Origin of the sequence: Achromobacter sp. SD115, from assembly GCF_017355315.1 — a bacterium.
Classification (GTDB): domain Bacteria; phylum Pseudomonadota; class Gammaproteobacteria; order Burkholderiales; family Burkholderiaceae_B; genus Achromobacter; species Achromobacter xylosoxidans_B.
In genome coordinates this window covers 32357-46613 of sequence record NZ_JADIJM010000022.1, presented here as the reverse complement: position 1 = coordinate 46613, position 14257 = coordinate 32357, and the positions used below count along the sequence as shown (strand labels likewise).

The window sequence follows — 14257 nt, the reverse complement described above, 5'->3', positions numbered from 1 at the left end:
CATGATGCTTAAAACCCATACCCGCCTGATCCTGGCCGGCCTGCTGCTGCTCGCGATCCTGGCGCTGACCGCCTGCGCCAAGGACATCCCCGTCTACACGCCGCCGGACCAGCGCCCGCTCGCCCCCGCCGAACAGCCCTGGGTCCAAGGCCAGTTCCTGGCCCTGGCCTACCACGACGTGGAAGACGACGACCCCGACCAGGGCTTTCTCAGCGTGCGCACCGACCGCCTGGTCGAGCAGCTGGCCTGGCTGCGCGCCAACGGCTACCAGGCCGTGACCGTGGACCAGATCCTGGCCGCGCGCCAGGGCGGCAAGCCGCTGCCCGAACGCGCCGTGCTGCTGTCCTTCGACGACGGCTACCGCAGCTTCTACACCCGCGTGCTGCCCATCCTGAAAGCCTACCAATGGCCCGCGCTGCTGGCGCCGGTCGGTATCTGGATGGATACGCCGGCCGACCAGCGCGTCGACTTCGGCGGCAGCCCAGAGGACCGCAAACGCTTCCTGAACTGGGACGAGATCCGCGAGATCTCGCGCTCGGGACTGGTGGAGATCGCCGCGCACACCAACGCCTCGCACTACGGCGCGCTGGCCAATCCCCAAGGCAATACCGAGCCCGCCGCCGCCATCCGCGCGTACGACGCGCAGACCCGCCGCTACGAGACCGAGGCGCAATTCGAGGCCCGCATGGGCGGCGACGTCGCCGCCATCACCGAGAAGATCCGCCGCGTCACCGGCAAGAAGCCGCGCGTGTGGGTCTGGCCCTACGGCGCCGAAGGCGGTTCCACCCTGCGCATCACCGCCGAGCACGGCTATCAGCTGGCGCTGACGCTGGAGGATGGTCCGGGCCGCGTCGGCCGCCTGATGTCCACGCCGCGCCTGCTGCTGTCCAGCGACCCCACGCTCAAGCCCTTCGCCAACAGCGTGGTTGGCATGGAGGCCCAGCCCTTCATGCGCGTGGCGCACGTGGACCTGGACTACGTCTACGACCCGGACCCGGCGCAGACCGACCGCAACCTGGGCGAGCTGGTGCAGCGTATCCTGGACATGCAGATCAATACGGTGTTCCTGCAGGCCTATTCGGACCCCGTGGGCGACGGCCTGGTGAAGTCGGTCTACTTCCCCAACCGCTGGCTGCCGATGCGCGCCGACTTGTTCAACCGCGCCGCCTGGCAGCTGCACAACCGCGCCAACGTGATGGTCTACGCCTGGATGCCGGTGCTGTCCTTCGACCTGGATCCCGCCCTGCCCCGCGTCACGCGCTGGCAGGAAGGCCAGGTGCAGCCAGAGCCGGATCCCGACCAATACCGCCGCCTGTCGCCGTTCGACGCCACCGTGCGCACGCGCATCGGCGACTTGTACGAAGACCTGTCCCGCTACGCGATCTTCGACGGCATCCTGTTCCACGACGACGCGCTGCTGTCGGACTTCGAGGACGCCAGCCCCGGCGCGCTGGCCGCCTACCGGGCCGCGGGCCTGCCAGGCAGCATCGCCGAATTGCGCGCGGATCCCGACACCCTGCAACGCTGGACCCGCTACAAGAGCCGCGCGCTGGTGGACTTCACCGCGGAACTGACGCAACGGGTGCGCGCGGTGCGCGGCCCGCAGATCAAGACCGCCCGCAACATCTTCGCCGAACCCATCCTGAACCCCGGCAGCGAAACCTGGTTCGCGCAGAACCTGGACGACTTCCTGGGCGCCTACGACTGGACCGCGCCGATGGCGATGCCGCTGATGGAGAACGTGCCGGCAGGCAAGGAAAACGCCTGGCTGGACCGGCTGGTCGACACCGTCGCGCAGCGCCCCGGCGCGCTGGACAGGACCGTGTTCGAACTGCAGGCGCGCGATTGGCGCACCGGCCCCGGCCGCCCAGAAGCCACGCCGGTCGACACGGCCGTGCTGGCCGGCTGGATGAAGCGGCTGCAGCTGCGCGGCTCGCGCAGTTTCGGCTACTACCCCGACGATTTCTCGCAAGACCAGCCCCGGCTGCAAGGCATCCGGCCCGCCATTTCCGAAGCCTGGTATCCCCTCCGATGATAGACCGTCTGATTGCTCTGCTGATTCTCTGCGCGGTGCTTGGCGCGCCCTTCGGCTTCACCCTGATGCTGACCGGCGAGGCGCTGCTGGGCTTCGTGTTCTTCTATCCGCTGTTCATGTCCGGCATGTGGATGGCCGGCGGCATCTATTTCTGGTGGCATTGGGAGCGGCACTGGAAATGGGGCAAGGACAGCCAGCCGCCGGCCCTGGCCGGCAATCCGCTGGTGTCCATCCTGGTGCCCTGCTACAACGAGGCCGACAACGGCGAAGAGACGCTGCTGGCGGCGCTGGGCCAGAACTATCCGCACATCGAGGTCATCGCCATCAATGACGGCTCCAGCGACGGCACCGCCGCAATGCTGGACCGCATGGCCGCCGCCCATCCGCGGCTGCGCGTGGTGCACCTGGCGCAGAACCAGGGCAAGGCCATGGCGCTGCGCATGGGCGCCATGGCCGCGCGCAGCGAATACCTGGTCTGCATCGACGGCGACGCCATGCTGGACCCGGACGCGGCCGCCTACCTGGTGGCGCCGCTGATCGACAATCCGCGCGTGGGCGCCGTCACGGGCAACCCGCGCATCCGCACCCGCTCCACCATGATCGGGCGCATCCAGGTGGGTGAGTTCTCGTCCATCATCGGCCTGATCAAGCGCACCCAGCGCGTCTACGGCCAGGTGTTCACGGTGTCCGGCGTGGTCGCCGCCTTCCGGCGCGCGGCGCTGGACCGCGTGGGCTACTGGAGCCTGGACATGATCACCGAGGACATCGACATCAGCTGGAAGCTGCAACGCGACCACTGGTCGATCTTCTACGAGCCGCGCGGCCTGTGCTGGATCCTGATGCCCGAAACCCTGCGCGGACTGTGGAAGCAGCGGCTGCGTTGGGCCCAGGGCGGCGCCGAGGTCTTCCTGAAGAACCTGCGCTCCATCTGGGTCTGGCGCCATCGCCGCCTGTGGCCGCTGATGGCCGAGTTCTGCCTGTCCACCGCCTGGGCCTTCGCCTTTGGCGTGTCGGTGCTGCTGTGGGCCCTCAGCCAGGTGATCACGCTGCCCAACAACATGCAGATCGCCAGCCTGATGCCGCCCGCCTTCACCGGCATGATGCTGGCGGTGGTCTGCCTGCTGCAGTTCGTCGTCAGCATCCTGATCGACCGCCGCTACGAGCCGGGCCTCGCCCGCTCGCTGTACTGGGTCATCTGGTATCCGCTGGCCTTCTGGATGGTGAGCCTGTTCACCACCCTGGTCAGCTTCCCCAAAGTCATGCTCCGCAAGCAGGCCCGCCGCGCGCGCTGGACCAGCCCGGACCGGGGCATCAAATCACCGGACGCAACGTCATGATCATCACCACGCAACGTTCCCGCGCAGGCTATCTGTTCGACCTGGTCCTGACCGCCATCGGCTGGTTCGCCTTCGTGTATCTGTTCGGCGCCGGCATTCTGGCGATCCTGCGCGCCGCCGCGGGCGGCCCCGATGTCTCGCTGTGGCCGGTGTTCCTGCCCACCGTGCACACGCTGTGGGGCTATGCCCTGCTGGCGCTGGTCAACGCCGGCGTGCTGGTGGCCTGGGCCGTCTACAACCACCGCAAGTTCGCCGGCCGCGACCGCCGCAAGCCGATCAAGCCGGTGGGCGACCGCCGCGTGGCAAGCAGCTTCGCGATCAGTCCGGCGCAGTTGATGCAGGTGAGGTCGGCGCATACCTGCATCATCCACCACGGCGCGAGCGGAGACATCACCGGCATCGAAATGGGCCGCCCTCACCTGAGCGCCTTGCGGGCGGGCTGACTCCCCCCCGCTACGGGATAGCGGGCGCCGCGCGCGGCCTTCCCGCTACCCGGCCTGGCGCCCGCGCTCAGCGGCGCGCCTTCTCCACATTCGGCAACAGGATCGCCACCACGCCCAGCAAGGGCAGATAGGCGCAGACCTGGTACACGTAGCCTATGCTGGTCGCGTCGGCCAGCTTGCCCAGCGCCGCGGCGCCCACGCCGCCCATGCCGAAAGCGAAGCCGAAGAACAGGCCGGCGATCATCCCCACCTTGCCCGGCACCAGCTCCTGGGCGTAGACCACGATGGCCGAGAAAGCCGAGGCCAGCACCATGCCGATGATCACCACCAGCACGCCCGTCCAGAACAGGTTCATGTAGGGCAAAAGCAGCGTGAACGGCGCCACGCCCAGGATCGACACCCAGATCACGATCTTGCGGCCGATGCGGTCGCCAACCGGGCCGCCCACTACCGTGCCCACCGCCACCGCGGCCAGGAACAGGAACAGGTAGAGCTGCGCCTCGCGCACCGACAGCGCGAACTTGTCGATCAGGTAGAAAGTGAAGTAACTGTTCAGGCTGGCCAGGTAGAAATACTTGGAGAACACCAGCACGCCCAACACCGCCAGCGCGCCCAGCACCTGGTTGCGCGACAGCCCGTGGCCGGCCCCCTCGCGCCGCGCGCGCGGCTTGAGCCGGACGCGGTTGGCGCTGTACCAGCGGCCGATGCCGGTCAGCACCACAATGCCGAACAGCGCCGCCAGCGAGAACCAGGCCACGCTGCGCTGTCCGTGCGGAATGATGAAGAGCGCGGCCAGCAGCGGCCCCAGCGCCGAGCCCACGTTGCCGCCCACCTGGAACAGCGACTGCGCCAGGCCGTGGCGCCCGCCGGACGCCATGCGCGCCACCCGCGAAGATTCCGGATGGAACACCGACGAACCCGTGCCCACCAGCACGGCGGCCACCAGCAGCCAACCGAACGACGGCGCCATCGACAGCAGCAGCAGCCCCACCAGGGTGAAGCCCATGCCCACCGGCAGCGAATACGGCTTGGGATTGCGGTCCGTGTAGAAACCGATGAAGGGCTGCAGCAGCGAGGCCGCAAGCTGGTAGACCAGCGTGATCAGGCCGATCTGCGCGAACGACAGGCTGAACGAGTCCTTCAGCATGGGATAGATGGCCAACAGGATCGACTGGATCATGTCGTTCATCAGGTGCGCCACGCTGATCGCGCCCAGCACCTTGAAAGCGGTGGACGGATCCGACGAGGCGGCTGGCGGCGGGGCCGTGTTGGCGTCGGCGATGCCGGCGGCAGGGTTCTGGGGTGGATTCATGAGCGACGGACGCGAATAAGGGGATGAGCATGCCCGGCACCGTGCCGGGACCTGCTGCCAGTGTAGGAATCCGGGCCGGATCCCATATGCCAATTTCCGTCGTTTAAGTGACAAAATACGGAAACCGCTCTTGAGCCGCCTCTCTCATCCTTACGCCGGAAGTGACACGCATGCCCGCCCGACTGCTTTTGACCGACCCCACCCGCAGCGTCAATCCGCAGGACTACCAGCACCGGCCGCGCGCGGTGACGGCCATGGCCAAGGAATTCCCGCCCGGCACCCGGACGGGCACCCATTCCCACCCGCGCGCCCAGCTGGTCTACGCGGTCGAAGGCGTGATGCGCGTCACCACGCCCAGCGGCTTCTGGGCCCTGCCGCCGCTGCGCGCGCTATGGGTGCCGGCGGGCGTGCCGCATGGCGTCGACATGGTGGGCGCCGTGTCCATGCGCTCGCTCTACCTCGAAGCGGAGACCGCCTGCGGCTACTGGCCGCAATGCCAGGTGGTCGAGGTCAGCGGCCTGCTGCGCGAACTGATCCTGGCGCTGACCGCCGAACCCATCGAGTACCCGCTGGGCGGCCGGGCGGAGCAGATCGCCGCCCTGGTCCTGTCCGAGCTGGCCGCCGCGCGCGTCGCGCCGCTGCAGATCCCCTGGCCGCGCGACCGCCGCCTGCAGACCATCTGCGCGGCGATCCTGGACGACCCCGGGCTGCAGCGCGGCATCGAGGACTGGGGCGACGAAGTCGGCGCCAGCGCCCGCACGCTGATCCGGCTGTTCCAGGCAGAGCTCGGGCTGAACTACCGGCAATGGGTGCAGCAGGTCCGGCTGGCCGAGGCGGTATGCCGGCTGTCGCAGGGCGTGCCGGTCGCGCGCATCGCCTCCGACCTGGGCTACCGCAGCGCCAGCGCCTTCTCGGCAATGTTCCACCGGGCGCTGGGCGCCCCACCTCAGGGTTACCTGAAGAACAGCTGACTGAGGAACGGCTGACTGAAAAGCGGCTGACGCGTGCAACCGGACTTGCCGTTTGTCACGGCCCGCAATACATTTCAGTGCGTTCCCGCAGCGCAGCACCGCGACAAAGCCGCGCCCGGCGTATGCTAGAACCCGTCCCTGAATTCCCCCGGCGTTTACGCTGCTTCCGCCCCCCGGGCAAGTTTGGTTACCGAAACCTTATTGCTCCCTGGGCGGTCTATAGCGTTCTGCCCTAGAATCGCCTGCAATGAGCACCCCCCAGCAATCCTCCGCCACCCCGGGCGGCAAACCGGGCCTCCCCTGGAAACGAATCCTGATCAAGGCTGGCGTAGCCGCCGGCGGCGCCGCCGTGTGCGGCGGCATCGCGCTCGGCCTGGCGTTGGCCCTGGCCTGGCCCAGCCTGCCCGACCTGCACGCCATGACGGACTACCGCCCGCGGGTGCCGCTGCGCATCTATACGGCGGACAAGGTGCTGATCGGCGAATACGGCGAAGAACACCGCAACGTACTGCGCTTTGACGAGATCCCGCCCGTGATGCGCCAGGCGGTGCTGGCGGCCGAGGACGACCGTTTCTACAGCCACGGCGGGGTCGACTGGATGGGCGTGGCGCGCGCGGTGCTGACCAACCTCGTCAAGGGTTCCAAGAGCCAGGGCGGCAGCACCATCACGATGCAGGTGGCGCGCAACTTCTACCTGTCGTCGGAAAAGACCTATTCGCGCAAGTTCTACGAGCTGCTGCTCACTTTCAAGATCGAATCCGAGCTTTCCAAGGACCAGATCCTTGAGCTCTACATGAACCAGATCTACCTGGGCCACCGCGCCTATGGTTTCGCGGCCGCCTCGCGCACCTATCTCGGCAAGCCCTTGTCGGAAGTGACGCCGGCCGAGGCCGCGATGCTCGCCGGCATCCCCAAGGCGCCGTCGCGCTTCAACCCCATCACCAATTTCCCGCGCGCCGAGATCCGCCAACACTACGTGTTGGGCCGCATGAAAACGTTGGGCTACCTCACGCCCGAACAGGCCGATGAAGCGCTCAAACAGCGCCTTACGATCCGCGGCGCGGACGGCGCCAGCGCGCGCGGCTTCGCCATCCATGGCGACTACCCGGCCGAACTGGCGCGCCAACTGATGTACGGCGTGTTCCAGGAACAGACCTACTCCAAGGGCATCGATGTCTACACCACCATCGATTCCAAGGACCAGGAAGCCGCCTACCGCGCCGTGCGCGACGGCGTCATGGACTACACCCGCCGCGCCGTGTATCCCGGGCCGGAAGACCAGATCGACCTGCCCGACGGCGTCGAGCAGGACGCGGCCGCGCTGGATGAAATCCTGGACGGCGTGCAGGAAAAGACGCCTGACAGCGAAGACCTGCTGACCGCCGTGGTGCTGGCCGCCAGCCCCACCGAAGTAACGCTGGCGCGCAGCGCCCGCGACATCATCACCATCAGTGACAAGAAGGCGCTGGCAGTGGTGGCCCGCGCGCTCAACCCCAAGGCCAGCGACAGCCAGCGCCTGCGCCGCGGTTCGGTGGTCTACATCCACAAGAACGGCGACAGCTGGGAAATCATCAACATGCCGACGTTGCAGGCGGCGCTGGTCTCGATGGTGCCCCAGGACGGCGCCATCCGCGCCATGATCGGCGGCTTCGACTACAACCGCGGCGGCTTCAACCGCGTGACGCAGGCCTGGCGCCAGCCCGGCTCCAACATCAAGCCCTTCGTCTACGCCGCGGCGCTGGAACGCGGCCTGACCCCGGCCACGCAGATCTCCGACCAGCCCTTCATGCTGACCGCGGAGCAGACCGGCTCCAAGGCCTGGCAGCCCAAGAACGACGGCAACAAGTACGAGCCCATGCTGACCCTGCGCCAGGGCCTCATGCGCTCCAAGAACATGGTCTCGATCCGCATCCTGCAGGCCATCTCGCCGCAGTATGCGCAGGACTACCTGACCCGCTTCGGCTTCGACAAGTCGCGCTGGCCTGCCGTGCTGCCGCTGGCGCTGGGCGCGGGCGGTGCCACGCCGCTGCAGGTGGTCAACGGCTACAGCGTATTCGCCAACGGCGGCTACCGCGTCACCCCCTACCTGGTCGACCACGTCACGGACCGCTCAGGCAACGTGTTGATGAAGGCGCAGCCGGTGGTTGCCGGCGACGAGCAGGCGCGCGCCATCGATCCCCGCACCGCCTGGGTCATGGACGACATCCTGCGCGGCGTCACGGTCAGCGGCACCGCCGCCCGCGCGCACCAGGTGCTCAAGCGCAACGACATCGGCGGCAAGACCGGTACCACCAACGAGGCCGTGGACGTCTGGTTCTCGGGCTTCACGTCCGGCCTGGCCACCACGGTCTGGATGGGCTTTGACCAGCCCAAGTCGCTGGGCACCAACGAATTCGGCAGCGGCCTGGCCCTGAGCACCTGGCTGGACTACATGCAGCCGGCCTTGAAGGGCGTGCCCGAAACCAAGCCCGCGCCGCGGCCGGACGGCCTGCTCGTGGACAACGGCGAATACTATTTCTCGGAATTCCCGCCGGGCCAGGCCGTGGCCTCGCTGGACCTGTCCTCGGGCGATGCGCTGACCGATTTCCTGAACAACAACCGTTCGACGGACGGCGTGGACACTTCGGTCAAGCCCTTGCCGCCCAGCGGCGCCGTGCCGCAGAGCAGCGCTGGCCAACCGCCAGTCGCCCTGCCCGTCCCCGTGGCGCCCGCAGGCGGCGCACCGGCCGGCAACGCGCCTGTCATCCCGCCCATCCCCGTGCCGCGCGTGGACGCCGACACCCCTGCCCGCGCCAGCGCCGTCAGCGGCGCCGGACCGGTGGCCGCCCGGCCGCTGTGAGCGTTCCCGGCGCCAGCCGCCGGGAATTCAAGCCTGCTATTCCTGCTCCGCGAGTTCGGTCACGACCTCGCGCGGCCAGGCCCGCAGGGATTCCAGGTCCAGGAAGGTGAAATAGCCGGACTTCCAGCCCTCGGTGTCGATGTGATAGACGTTGCCCAATAGCAGCGGCGCCGGCACCGGCGTATGCCCCGCCACCACCGCCCGCACGCCGCGGATGCCGGTGCGGTCCATCTGCCGCAGGCGGTCGCGCGACCACTGACAGGCGGCGCTGGTGCGCCGGTAGCGGTCTTGCAAGGCTGATTCCAGCCGCGGCCAGAACAGCACCGGGCAATCGGCATGCAGCAGCCCCACCGCGCCGTCCAGGGTTTCGACCTCGATGGCGATGGGCAATTGCGCGAAGGCCTCGGCGAACACCTGCTGCCGATCCCGGGGCAGGTCCAGGAACCAGCCGCCGCCGTAGCCGCGCCAGTTGTCCACGTCCACCTGCCCGGTGCGCACGTGGCGGATCGCGTAATCCTCGTGATTGCCCTGCACCGCATGGAACCAGGGCCGGGCCAGCCACTCCAGCGCGGCCTCGCTTTCCGGGCCGCGGTCCACCAGGTCGCCGACGGAAAACAATCGATCCCGGGACGGATCGAAGCCCAGTTGGTCCAGGCTTTCCTGCAGGCGGGAAAAATGCCCATGCAAATCGCCCACCGCGAAATCGCGGCCTAGCGGGTTGCGCGGAACTTTGAGAAAACGCTGCTCCATGATGATCAGGACTGCCACTGGGTTGGTGCTGGATCCCTCTTTTTAACCCGCTTTCAAGCCCACCCGACTGCCCCCCCTAGCAAGGCTGTGGTCAAAATTTGGTTACGAGAATCGATATTATTCGCGATAATATTCAGTTTTCTCCAACCCGCGCCTGCAAGGGCACCGCCCTCCCCATGACTGCCGCGTCCACCATCAAAACCTGGTACCTGGTCCACAAATGGACCAGCCTGGTCTGCACGATCTTCCTGCTCATCATCTGTCTTACCGGTTTGCCTCTGGTGTTCCACCACGAGATCGAACACTGGCTCGACGATGGCAAGCCGCTGTCCGACGTGCCGGCCTCGACCCCTCGCGCCAACCTCGACCAGTTGGTCGACAGCGCCCGCGCCATGTATCCGGGCGAAGTCGTCGACTACCTGTTCTTCGACCCCGACGAGCCGCAAGTCTATGTGGGCATGGCGAAAACGCCCGGCGACGGCCAGGTGTCCGGCCATGCCGTGCGCATGGACGCGCGCACCGGCGACGTGCTGCTGGACGGCCCGCTCTACACGCAGGACAAGTTTTCCTTCATGGGCATCATGCTGGCCCTGCACGTGGACCTGTTCGCGGGGCTGCCCGGCGAGCTGTTCCTGGGCTTCATGGGGCTGCTGTTCTGCGTGGCCATCGTTTCCGGCGTGGTGCTCTACGGCCCCTTCATGAAGAAGCTGGAATTCGGCACCGTGCGCGCCACCCGCTCCACCCGCCTGAAATGGCTGGACCTGCACAATCTGCTGGGCATCGTGACGCTGGTCTGGGCCTTCGTGGTGGGCATTACCGGCGTGATCAACGAACTATCCACGCCACTGTTCCGCCTGTGGCAATCGACCGAACTGGTGCGCATCCTGGAACCCTACAAGGGCCAGAGCGTGCCCACCGAGCTGGCATCGGCCCATGCCGCCGCCGATACGGCCCGCAAGGCCCTGCCCGGCAACGAGGTGTCGTTCATCGCCTTCCCCGGCAACGCCTTCGGCAGCCCTCACCACTACATCACCTGGATGCGCGGCGACACGCCGCTGACCTCCAAGCTGAACACGCCCGTGCTGGTGGACGGCAAGACCGGCGAACTGACCACCGTGGCCAAGATGCCCTGGTACCTGACCGCGCTGGAAGTCTCGCGCCCGCTGCACTTCGGCGACTATGGCGGCCTGCCCTTGAAAATCATCTGGGCGCTGCTGGACGTCATCACGATCGTGGTCCTGGTCAGCGGCCTCTATCTCTGGCTGGCCCGCCGCCGCGCCACCGAGGCGCGCATCGCCGAACTCGTGCGCAAACACCAAGCCGCCGCCATCCCCAAAAGGACTCCCGCATGAGCAAGACAGCCCGTGGTTTCATGTTTGTCTGGGGCGCCCCGATCCTGCTGGGCGTGCTCAGCGTGTTCGGCCTGCTGGCCGCCCTGCTGGGCACGGGGGGCTGGCACTGGGCGTCCTGGACCTCCCTGGCCATCCTGCTGGCGGTGATCGCACGCTATTGGGTGTTCCCGCTGAAACCGTAGCGCGCGCGGCGCGCCAGGCGCCGCCCGCGTGCAATACGGCTACTTGCCAAACACTTCCGGGTCCGGCCCCAGGCGTCCGCCTTCCTTGATACCGTCGATGGCAGCCATGTCCGCCGCCGACAGCTCGAAGTCGAAGACATCGATGTTCTCGCGGATGCGGGCCGGCGTCACCGACTTCGGAATCACGATCAGATCGTTCTGCAGGTGCCAGCGCAGCGTCACCTGGGCGGGCGACTTGCCGTGCTTCCGCGCCAGGTCCAGGATGACCTTGTCCTTCGCCACGCCGCCCTGGGCCAGGGGGCTCCATGACTCCGTCGCGATGCCGTGCCTGGCATGGAAGTCCCGCAGCGCGCGCTGGGTGAAGCCGGGGTGCAGTTCGACCTGATTGACCGCCGGCGTCACGCCGGAGGCGTCGATCAACCGTTCCAGGTTGGCCTGGGTGAAATTGGACACGCCGATCGAACGCGCGCGGCCGTCTTCCTTCATTTCGATCATGGCCTTCCAGGCGTCCACGAACTTGGTGCTGCCAGCCACGGGCCAATGGATCAGGTACAGGTCCACGTAGGCCAGGCCCAGTTTTTCCAGGCTCTCGTCCATGGCCTTGTGGGCTTCGTCGTAGCCGTGCCTGTCGTTCCAGAGCTTGGTCGTGACATACAGATCCTTGCGCGCCACGCCAGCCGCGCGCAAGCCCGCGCCCACGCCAGCCTCGTTGCCATAGATGGCCGCCGTGTCCACCGAGCGGTAGCCGGCCGCCAGCGCCTCTTTCACGCTTGCGGCCGCCTGATCGTTCGGCACCTGCCAGACGCCCAGGCCCAGCTGGGGAATCTTGCCGCCGTCGTTCAATTTCACTGCGGGTACTTTCGCCATAAGAACCTCCGTAGCTTGCGACGCGACGTCCGCGCGGCGAATATGCGCCGGGTCGCGCAACCAAGGGGCAGCCAGGCTTCGTCCTTGGTTGAGATAGTAAAAAAACGGGCCCGCCAGGCTGCGCCCGAGTCACCGTGCCGGATTGAAAACCCCCGGGAGAGGTGTACACATCCCAGGGGCCGTGAGGCCGATAATACCCCCACGGCCGCCAATTCCTTGAATGCCCCCCGCCAAAGCAGCTATTTCCGCCCCTGGCGCGGCCCCGCGGCAGAAATGCGGCCCGTAGCCGATAATGCGCTTCCGACGGCCCGCCGGCCCATGCATAACCCTCCCGGCCCTGACCATGAATGCTCCTGACACGCGGCCCGAGCGCCGCGGCGGTTTCTCTACCCTGCGCACCCTCTTCCCATATCTCTGGCCGCCCGGCGAAACCGGCCTCAAGGCGCGCGTGGTCGCGGCCCTGCTCTGCCTGTTCGCGGCCAAGGCCGCCACGGTCTATGTCCCCCTGCTGTACAAGCAGGCCATCGACCAATTGGGCAAGGGCGCACCGGGCGCCGTCACGGTGCCGCTGGGCCTGATCCTGGCCTACGGCACCGCCCGGGTGCTGTCGCTGCTGTTCTCGGAGCTGCGTGACGCCATCTTCGCCCGGGTCGGGCAGCACGCCATCCGCGCGGTCGGGCTGCAGGTCTTTCGCCACCTGCACGCGCTGTCGCTGCGCTTTCACCTGACGCGCCAGACCGGCGGCCTGAACCGCGCCATCGAACGCGGCACCAAGGGCATCCAGACCTTGCTGTCGTTCCTGCTCTTCAGCATCTTGCCCACCTTCTTCGAAATCGGGCTGGTCTGTATCGTGCTGTGGAAGATGTTCGACATCTGGCTGGCGCTGGCCACCGGCGCCACGGTCACGCTCTACATGGCGTATACGCTGCTGGTCACGGAATGGCGCGCCAAGTTCCGGCGCCAGATGAACGAAACCGACTCCGAGGCCAACACCAAGGCCATCGAAAGCCTGCTGAACTACGAAACGGTCAAGTACTTCGGCAACGAGGAGCACGAAGCCCGCCGCTACGACGCCTCGCTCACCCGCTACGAGCGCGCCGCCGTGCGCAGCCAGGTCAGCCTGTCCGTCCTCAACGTCGGCCAGGCCGCCATCATCTCGGTGGGCCTGACCCTGGTCATGTGGATGGCCGCCACCGGCATCGCCGAGGGCCGCTACACGCTGGGCGATTTCGTCCTGGTCAACACCTACCTGCTGCAGCTGTACCAGCCGTTGAGCTTCTTCGGCTTCGTGTACCGCGAGATCAAGCAGGCCATCATCGACATGGAGCGCATGTTCGAACTGCTGGGACAGGACCGCGAAGTGGCCGACCGGCCCGATGCCCAGCCGCTGCGCGTGACCGGCGGCGAGGTGGAATTCCGCGACGTGCATTTCGGCTACGACGCGCGCCGGCCCATCCTGAAGGGCGTCAGCTTCACCATCCCGGCCGGCAAGACCGTGGCCGTCGTCGGCACGTCAGGCGCCGGAAAATCGACCATCGCGCGCCTGCTGTTCCGCTTCTATGACGCCGATGGCGGCGCCATCCTTATCGACGGCCAGGACGTGCGCGAGGTGACGCAAGCCAGCCTGCGGGCCGCGATCGGCGTCGTGCCGCAGGACACCGTGCTGTTCAACGACACCATCCTCTACAACATCGGCTACGGCCGCCCCGGCGCCACCGAGGGCGAAATCCAGGCGGCGGCGCGCCTGGCGCACATCCACGACCTGATCATGGCCATGCCGGACGGCTACCAGACCATGGTCGGCGAACGCGGGCTGAAGCTGTCGGGCGGCGAAAAGCAACGCGTGGCGATCGCCCGCACCATCCTGAAGAATCCCGCCATCTTCCTGTTCGACGAGGCCACCAGCGCGCTGGACAGTCATACCGAACGTGAAATCCAGGCCAATCTGCGCGAAGTCAGCCAAGGCCGCAGCACCCTCATCATCGCCCATCGCCTGTCCACCGTGGCGGACGCGGACGAGATCATCGTGCTGGGCGAGGGCCGCATCGTCGAACGCGGCCGCCATCCGCAACTGCTGGCGCACGGCGGCGTCTACGCCGGCATGTGGGCCCGGCAGCAGGAAAGCGCCCAGGCCGGCGCGCCGGATTGACAAGCCCGGCGCCCTGTCCG

General features: G+C 67.4%; 11 protein-coding genes. 8 read left to right on the top strand and 3 right to left on the bottom strand.

The window, feature by feature from the left end:
• Position 1 precedes the first annotated feature (1 nt).
• The 3 genes from pgaB to pgaD are packed head-to-tail and all read left to right on the top strand — an operon-like array spanning position 2 to position 3815.
• On the top strand, positions 2-2035 hold the full coding sequence (gene pgaB / locus IPU70_RS25535) for a poly-beta-1,6-N-acetyl-D-glucosamine N-deacetylase PgaB (RefSeq protein ID WP_207471707.1): 2034 nt from the start codon (positions 2-4) through the stop codon (positions 2033-2035).
• Positions 2032-3372 (top strand): poly-beta-1,6-N-acetyl-D-glucosamine synthase, encoded by a 1341-nt coding sequence (gene pgaC / locus IPU70_RS25530; RefSeq protein ID WP_013392973.1) that lies wholly within the window; start codon positions 2032-2034, stop codon positions 3370-3372. Before pgaB ends, pgaC begins: the two co-directional genes overlap by 4 nt.
• Positions 3369-3815, top strand: coding sequence for a poly-beta-1,6-N-acetyl-D-glucosamine biosynthesis protein PgaD (gene pgaD / locus IPU70_RS25525; protein ID WP_207471705.1), 447 nt, complete (start codon positions 3369-3371; stop codon positions 3813-3815). Before pgaC ends, pgaD begins: the two co-directional genes overlap by 4 nt.
• Before the next feature lie 67 nt (positions 3816-3882).
• Here the strand turns inward: pgaD and IPU70_RS25520 are convergent, their stop codons facing one another.
• Positions 3883-5127 (bottom strand): MFS transporter, encoded by a 1245-nt coding sequence (locus IPU70_RS25520; RefSeq protein WP_207471703.1) that lies wholly within the window; start codon positions 5125-5127, stop codon positions 3883-3885.
• A gap of 170 nt (positions 5128-5297) precedes the next feature.
• Here IPU70_RS25520 and IPU70_RS25515 point away from each other — a divergent pair, with 170 nt between their 5' ends.
• On the top strand, positions 5298-6098 hold the full coding sequence (locus IPU70_RS25515; RefSeq protein WP_013392970.1) for a helix-turn-helix domain-containing protein: 801 nt from the start codon (positions 5298-5300) through the stop codon (positions 6096-6098).
• 247 nt (positions 6099-6345) lie between these two features.
• Positions 6346-8937 (top strand): penicillin-binding protein 1A, encoded by a 2592-nt coding sequence (locus IPU70_RS25510; protein WP_207471701.1) that lies wholly within the window; start codon positions 6346-6348, stop codon positions 8935-8937.
• 36 nt (positions 8938-8973) lie between these two features.
• Here IPU70_RS25510 and IPU70_RS25505 read toward each other — a convergent pair whose 3' ends face one another.
• Complete coding sequence (locus tag IPU70_RS25505; protein WP_207471854.1) at positions 8974-9687, bottom strand: metallophosphoesterase; 714 nt, start codon at positions 9685-9687, stop codon at positions 8974-8976.
• A 176-nt stretch (positions 9688-9863) separates the two neighbouring features.
• Here IPU70_RS25505 and IPU70_RS25500 point away from each other — a divergent pair, with 176 nt between their 5' ends.
• Both IPU70_RS25500 and IPU70_RS25495 read left to right on the top strand, forming a co-directional pair.
• A complete protein-coding gene (locus tag IPU70_RS25500; protein ID WP_013392967.1) occupies positions 9864-11039 on the top strand; it encodes a PepSY domain-containing protein in 1176 nt (391 codons plus the stop codon).
• Positions 11036-11221 (top strand): hypothetical protein, encoded by a 186-nt coding sequence (locus IPU70_RS25495; RefSeq protein WP_013392966.1) that lies wholly within the window; start codon positions 11036-11038, stop codon positions 11219-11221. The genes IPU70_RS25500 and IPU70_RS25495 overlap by 4 nt, the downstream gene beginning before the upstream one ends.
• A 39-nt stretch (positions 11222-11260) precedes the next feature.
• On the opposite strand, the gene IPU70_RS25490 is transcribed toward IPU70_RS25495, so the two are convergent.
• A complete protein-coding gene (locus IPU70_RS25490) occupies positions 11261-12088 on the bottom strand; it encodes an aldo/keto reductase (RefSeq protein ID WP_207471699.1) in 828 nt (275 codons plus the stop codon).
• 343 nt (positions 12089-12431) lie between these two features.
• Between IPU70_RS25490 and IPU70_RS25485 the strand changes: the two genes are divergently transcribed.
• The gene (locus tag IPU70_RS25485) at positions 12432-14237 is read left to right on the top strand and encodes an ABC transporter ATP-binding protein/permease (protein WP_207471692.1); all 1806 of its coding nucleotides are present in this window, start codon (positions 12432-12434) and stop codon (positions 14235-14237) included.
• Positions 14238-14257 lie beyond the last annotated feature (20 nt).

Bases quoted from the DNA above. Each gene is read 5' to 3' on its own strand.
- pgaB (WP_207471707.1), top strand. From the start codon at position 2: ATGATGCTTAAAACCCATACCCGCCTGATCCTGGCCGGCCTGCTGCTG.
- pgaC (WP_013392973.1), top strand. From the start codon at position 2,032: ATGATAGACCGTCTGATTGCTCTGCTGATTCTCTGCGCGGTGCTTGGC.
- pgaD (WP_207471705.1), top strand. From the start codon at position 3,369: ATGATCATCACCACGCAACGTTCCCGCGCAGGCTATCTGTTCGACCTG.
- IPU70_RS25520 (WP_207471703.1), bottom strand. From the start codon at position 5,127: ATGAATCCACCCCAGAACCCTGCCGCCGGCATCGCCGACGCCAACACG.
- IPU70_RS25515 (WP_013392970.1), top strand. From the start codon at position 5,298: ATGCCCGCCCGACTGCTTTTGACCGACCCCACCCGCAGCGTCAATCCG.
- IPU70_RS25510 (WP_207471701.1), top strand. From the start codon at position 6,346: ATGAGCACCCCCCAGCAATCCTCCGCCACCCCGGGCGGCAAACCGGGC.
- IPU70_RS25505 (WP_207471854.1), bottom strand. From the start codon at position 9,687: ATGGAGCAGCGTTTTCTCAAAGTTCCGCGCAACCCGCTAGGCCGCGAT.
- IPU70_RS25500 (WP_013392967.1), top strand. From the start codon at position 9,864: ATGACTGCCGCGTCCACCATCAAAACCTGGTACCTGGTCCACAAATGG.
- IPU70_RS25495 (WP_013392966.1), top strand. From the start codon at position 11,036: ATGAGCAAGACAGCCCGTGGTTTCATGTTTGTCTGGGGCGCCCCGATC.
- IPU70_RS25490 (WP_207471699.1), bottom strand. From the start codon at position 12,088: ATGGCGAAAGTACCCGCAGTGAAATTGAACGACGGCGGCAAGATTCCC.
- IPU70_RS25485 (WP_207471692.1), top strand. From the start codon at position 12,432: ATGAATGCTCCTGACACGCGGCCCGAGCGCCGCGGCGGTTTCTCTACC.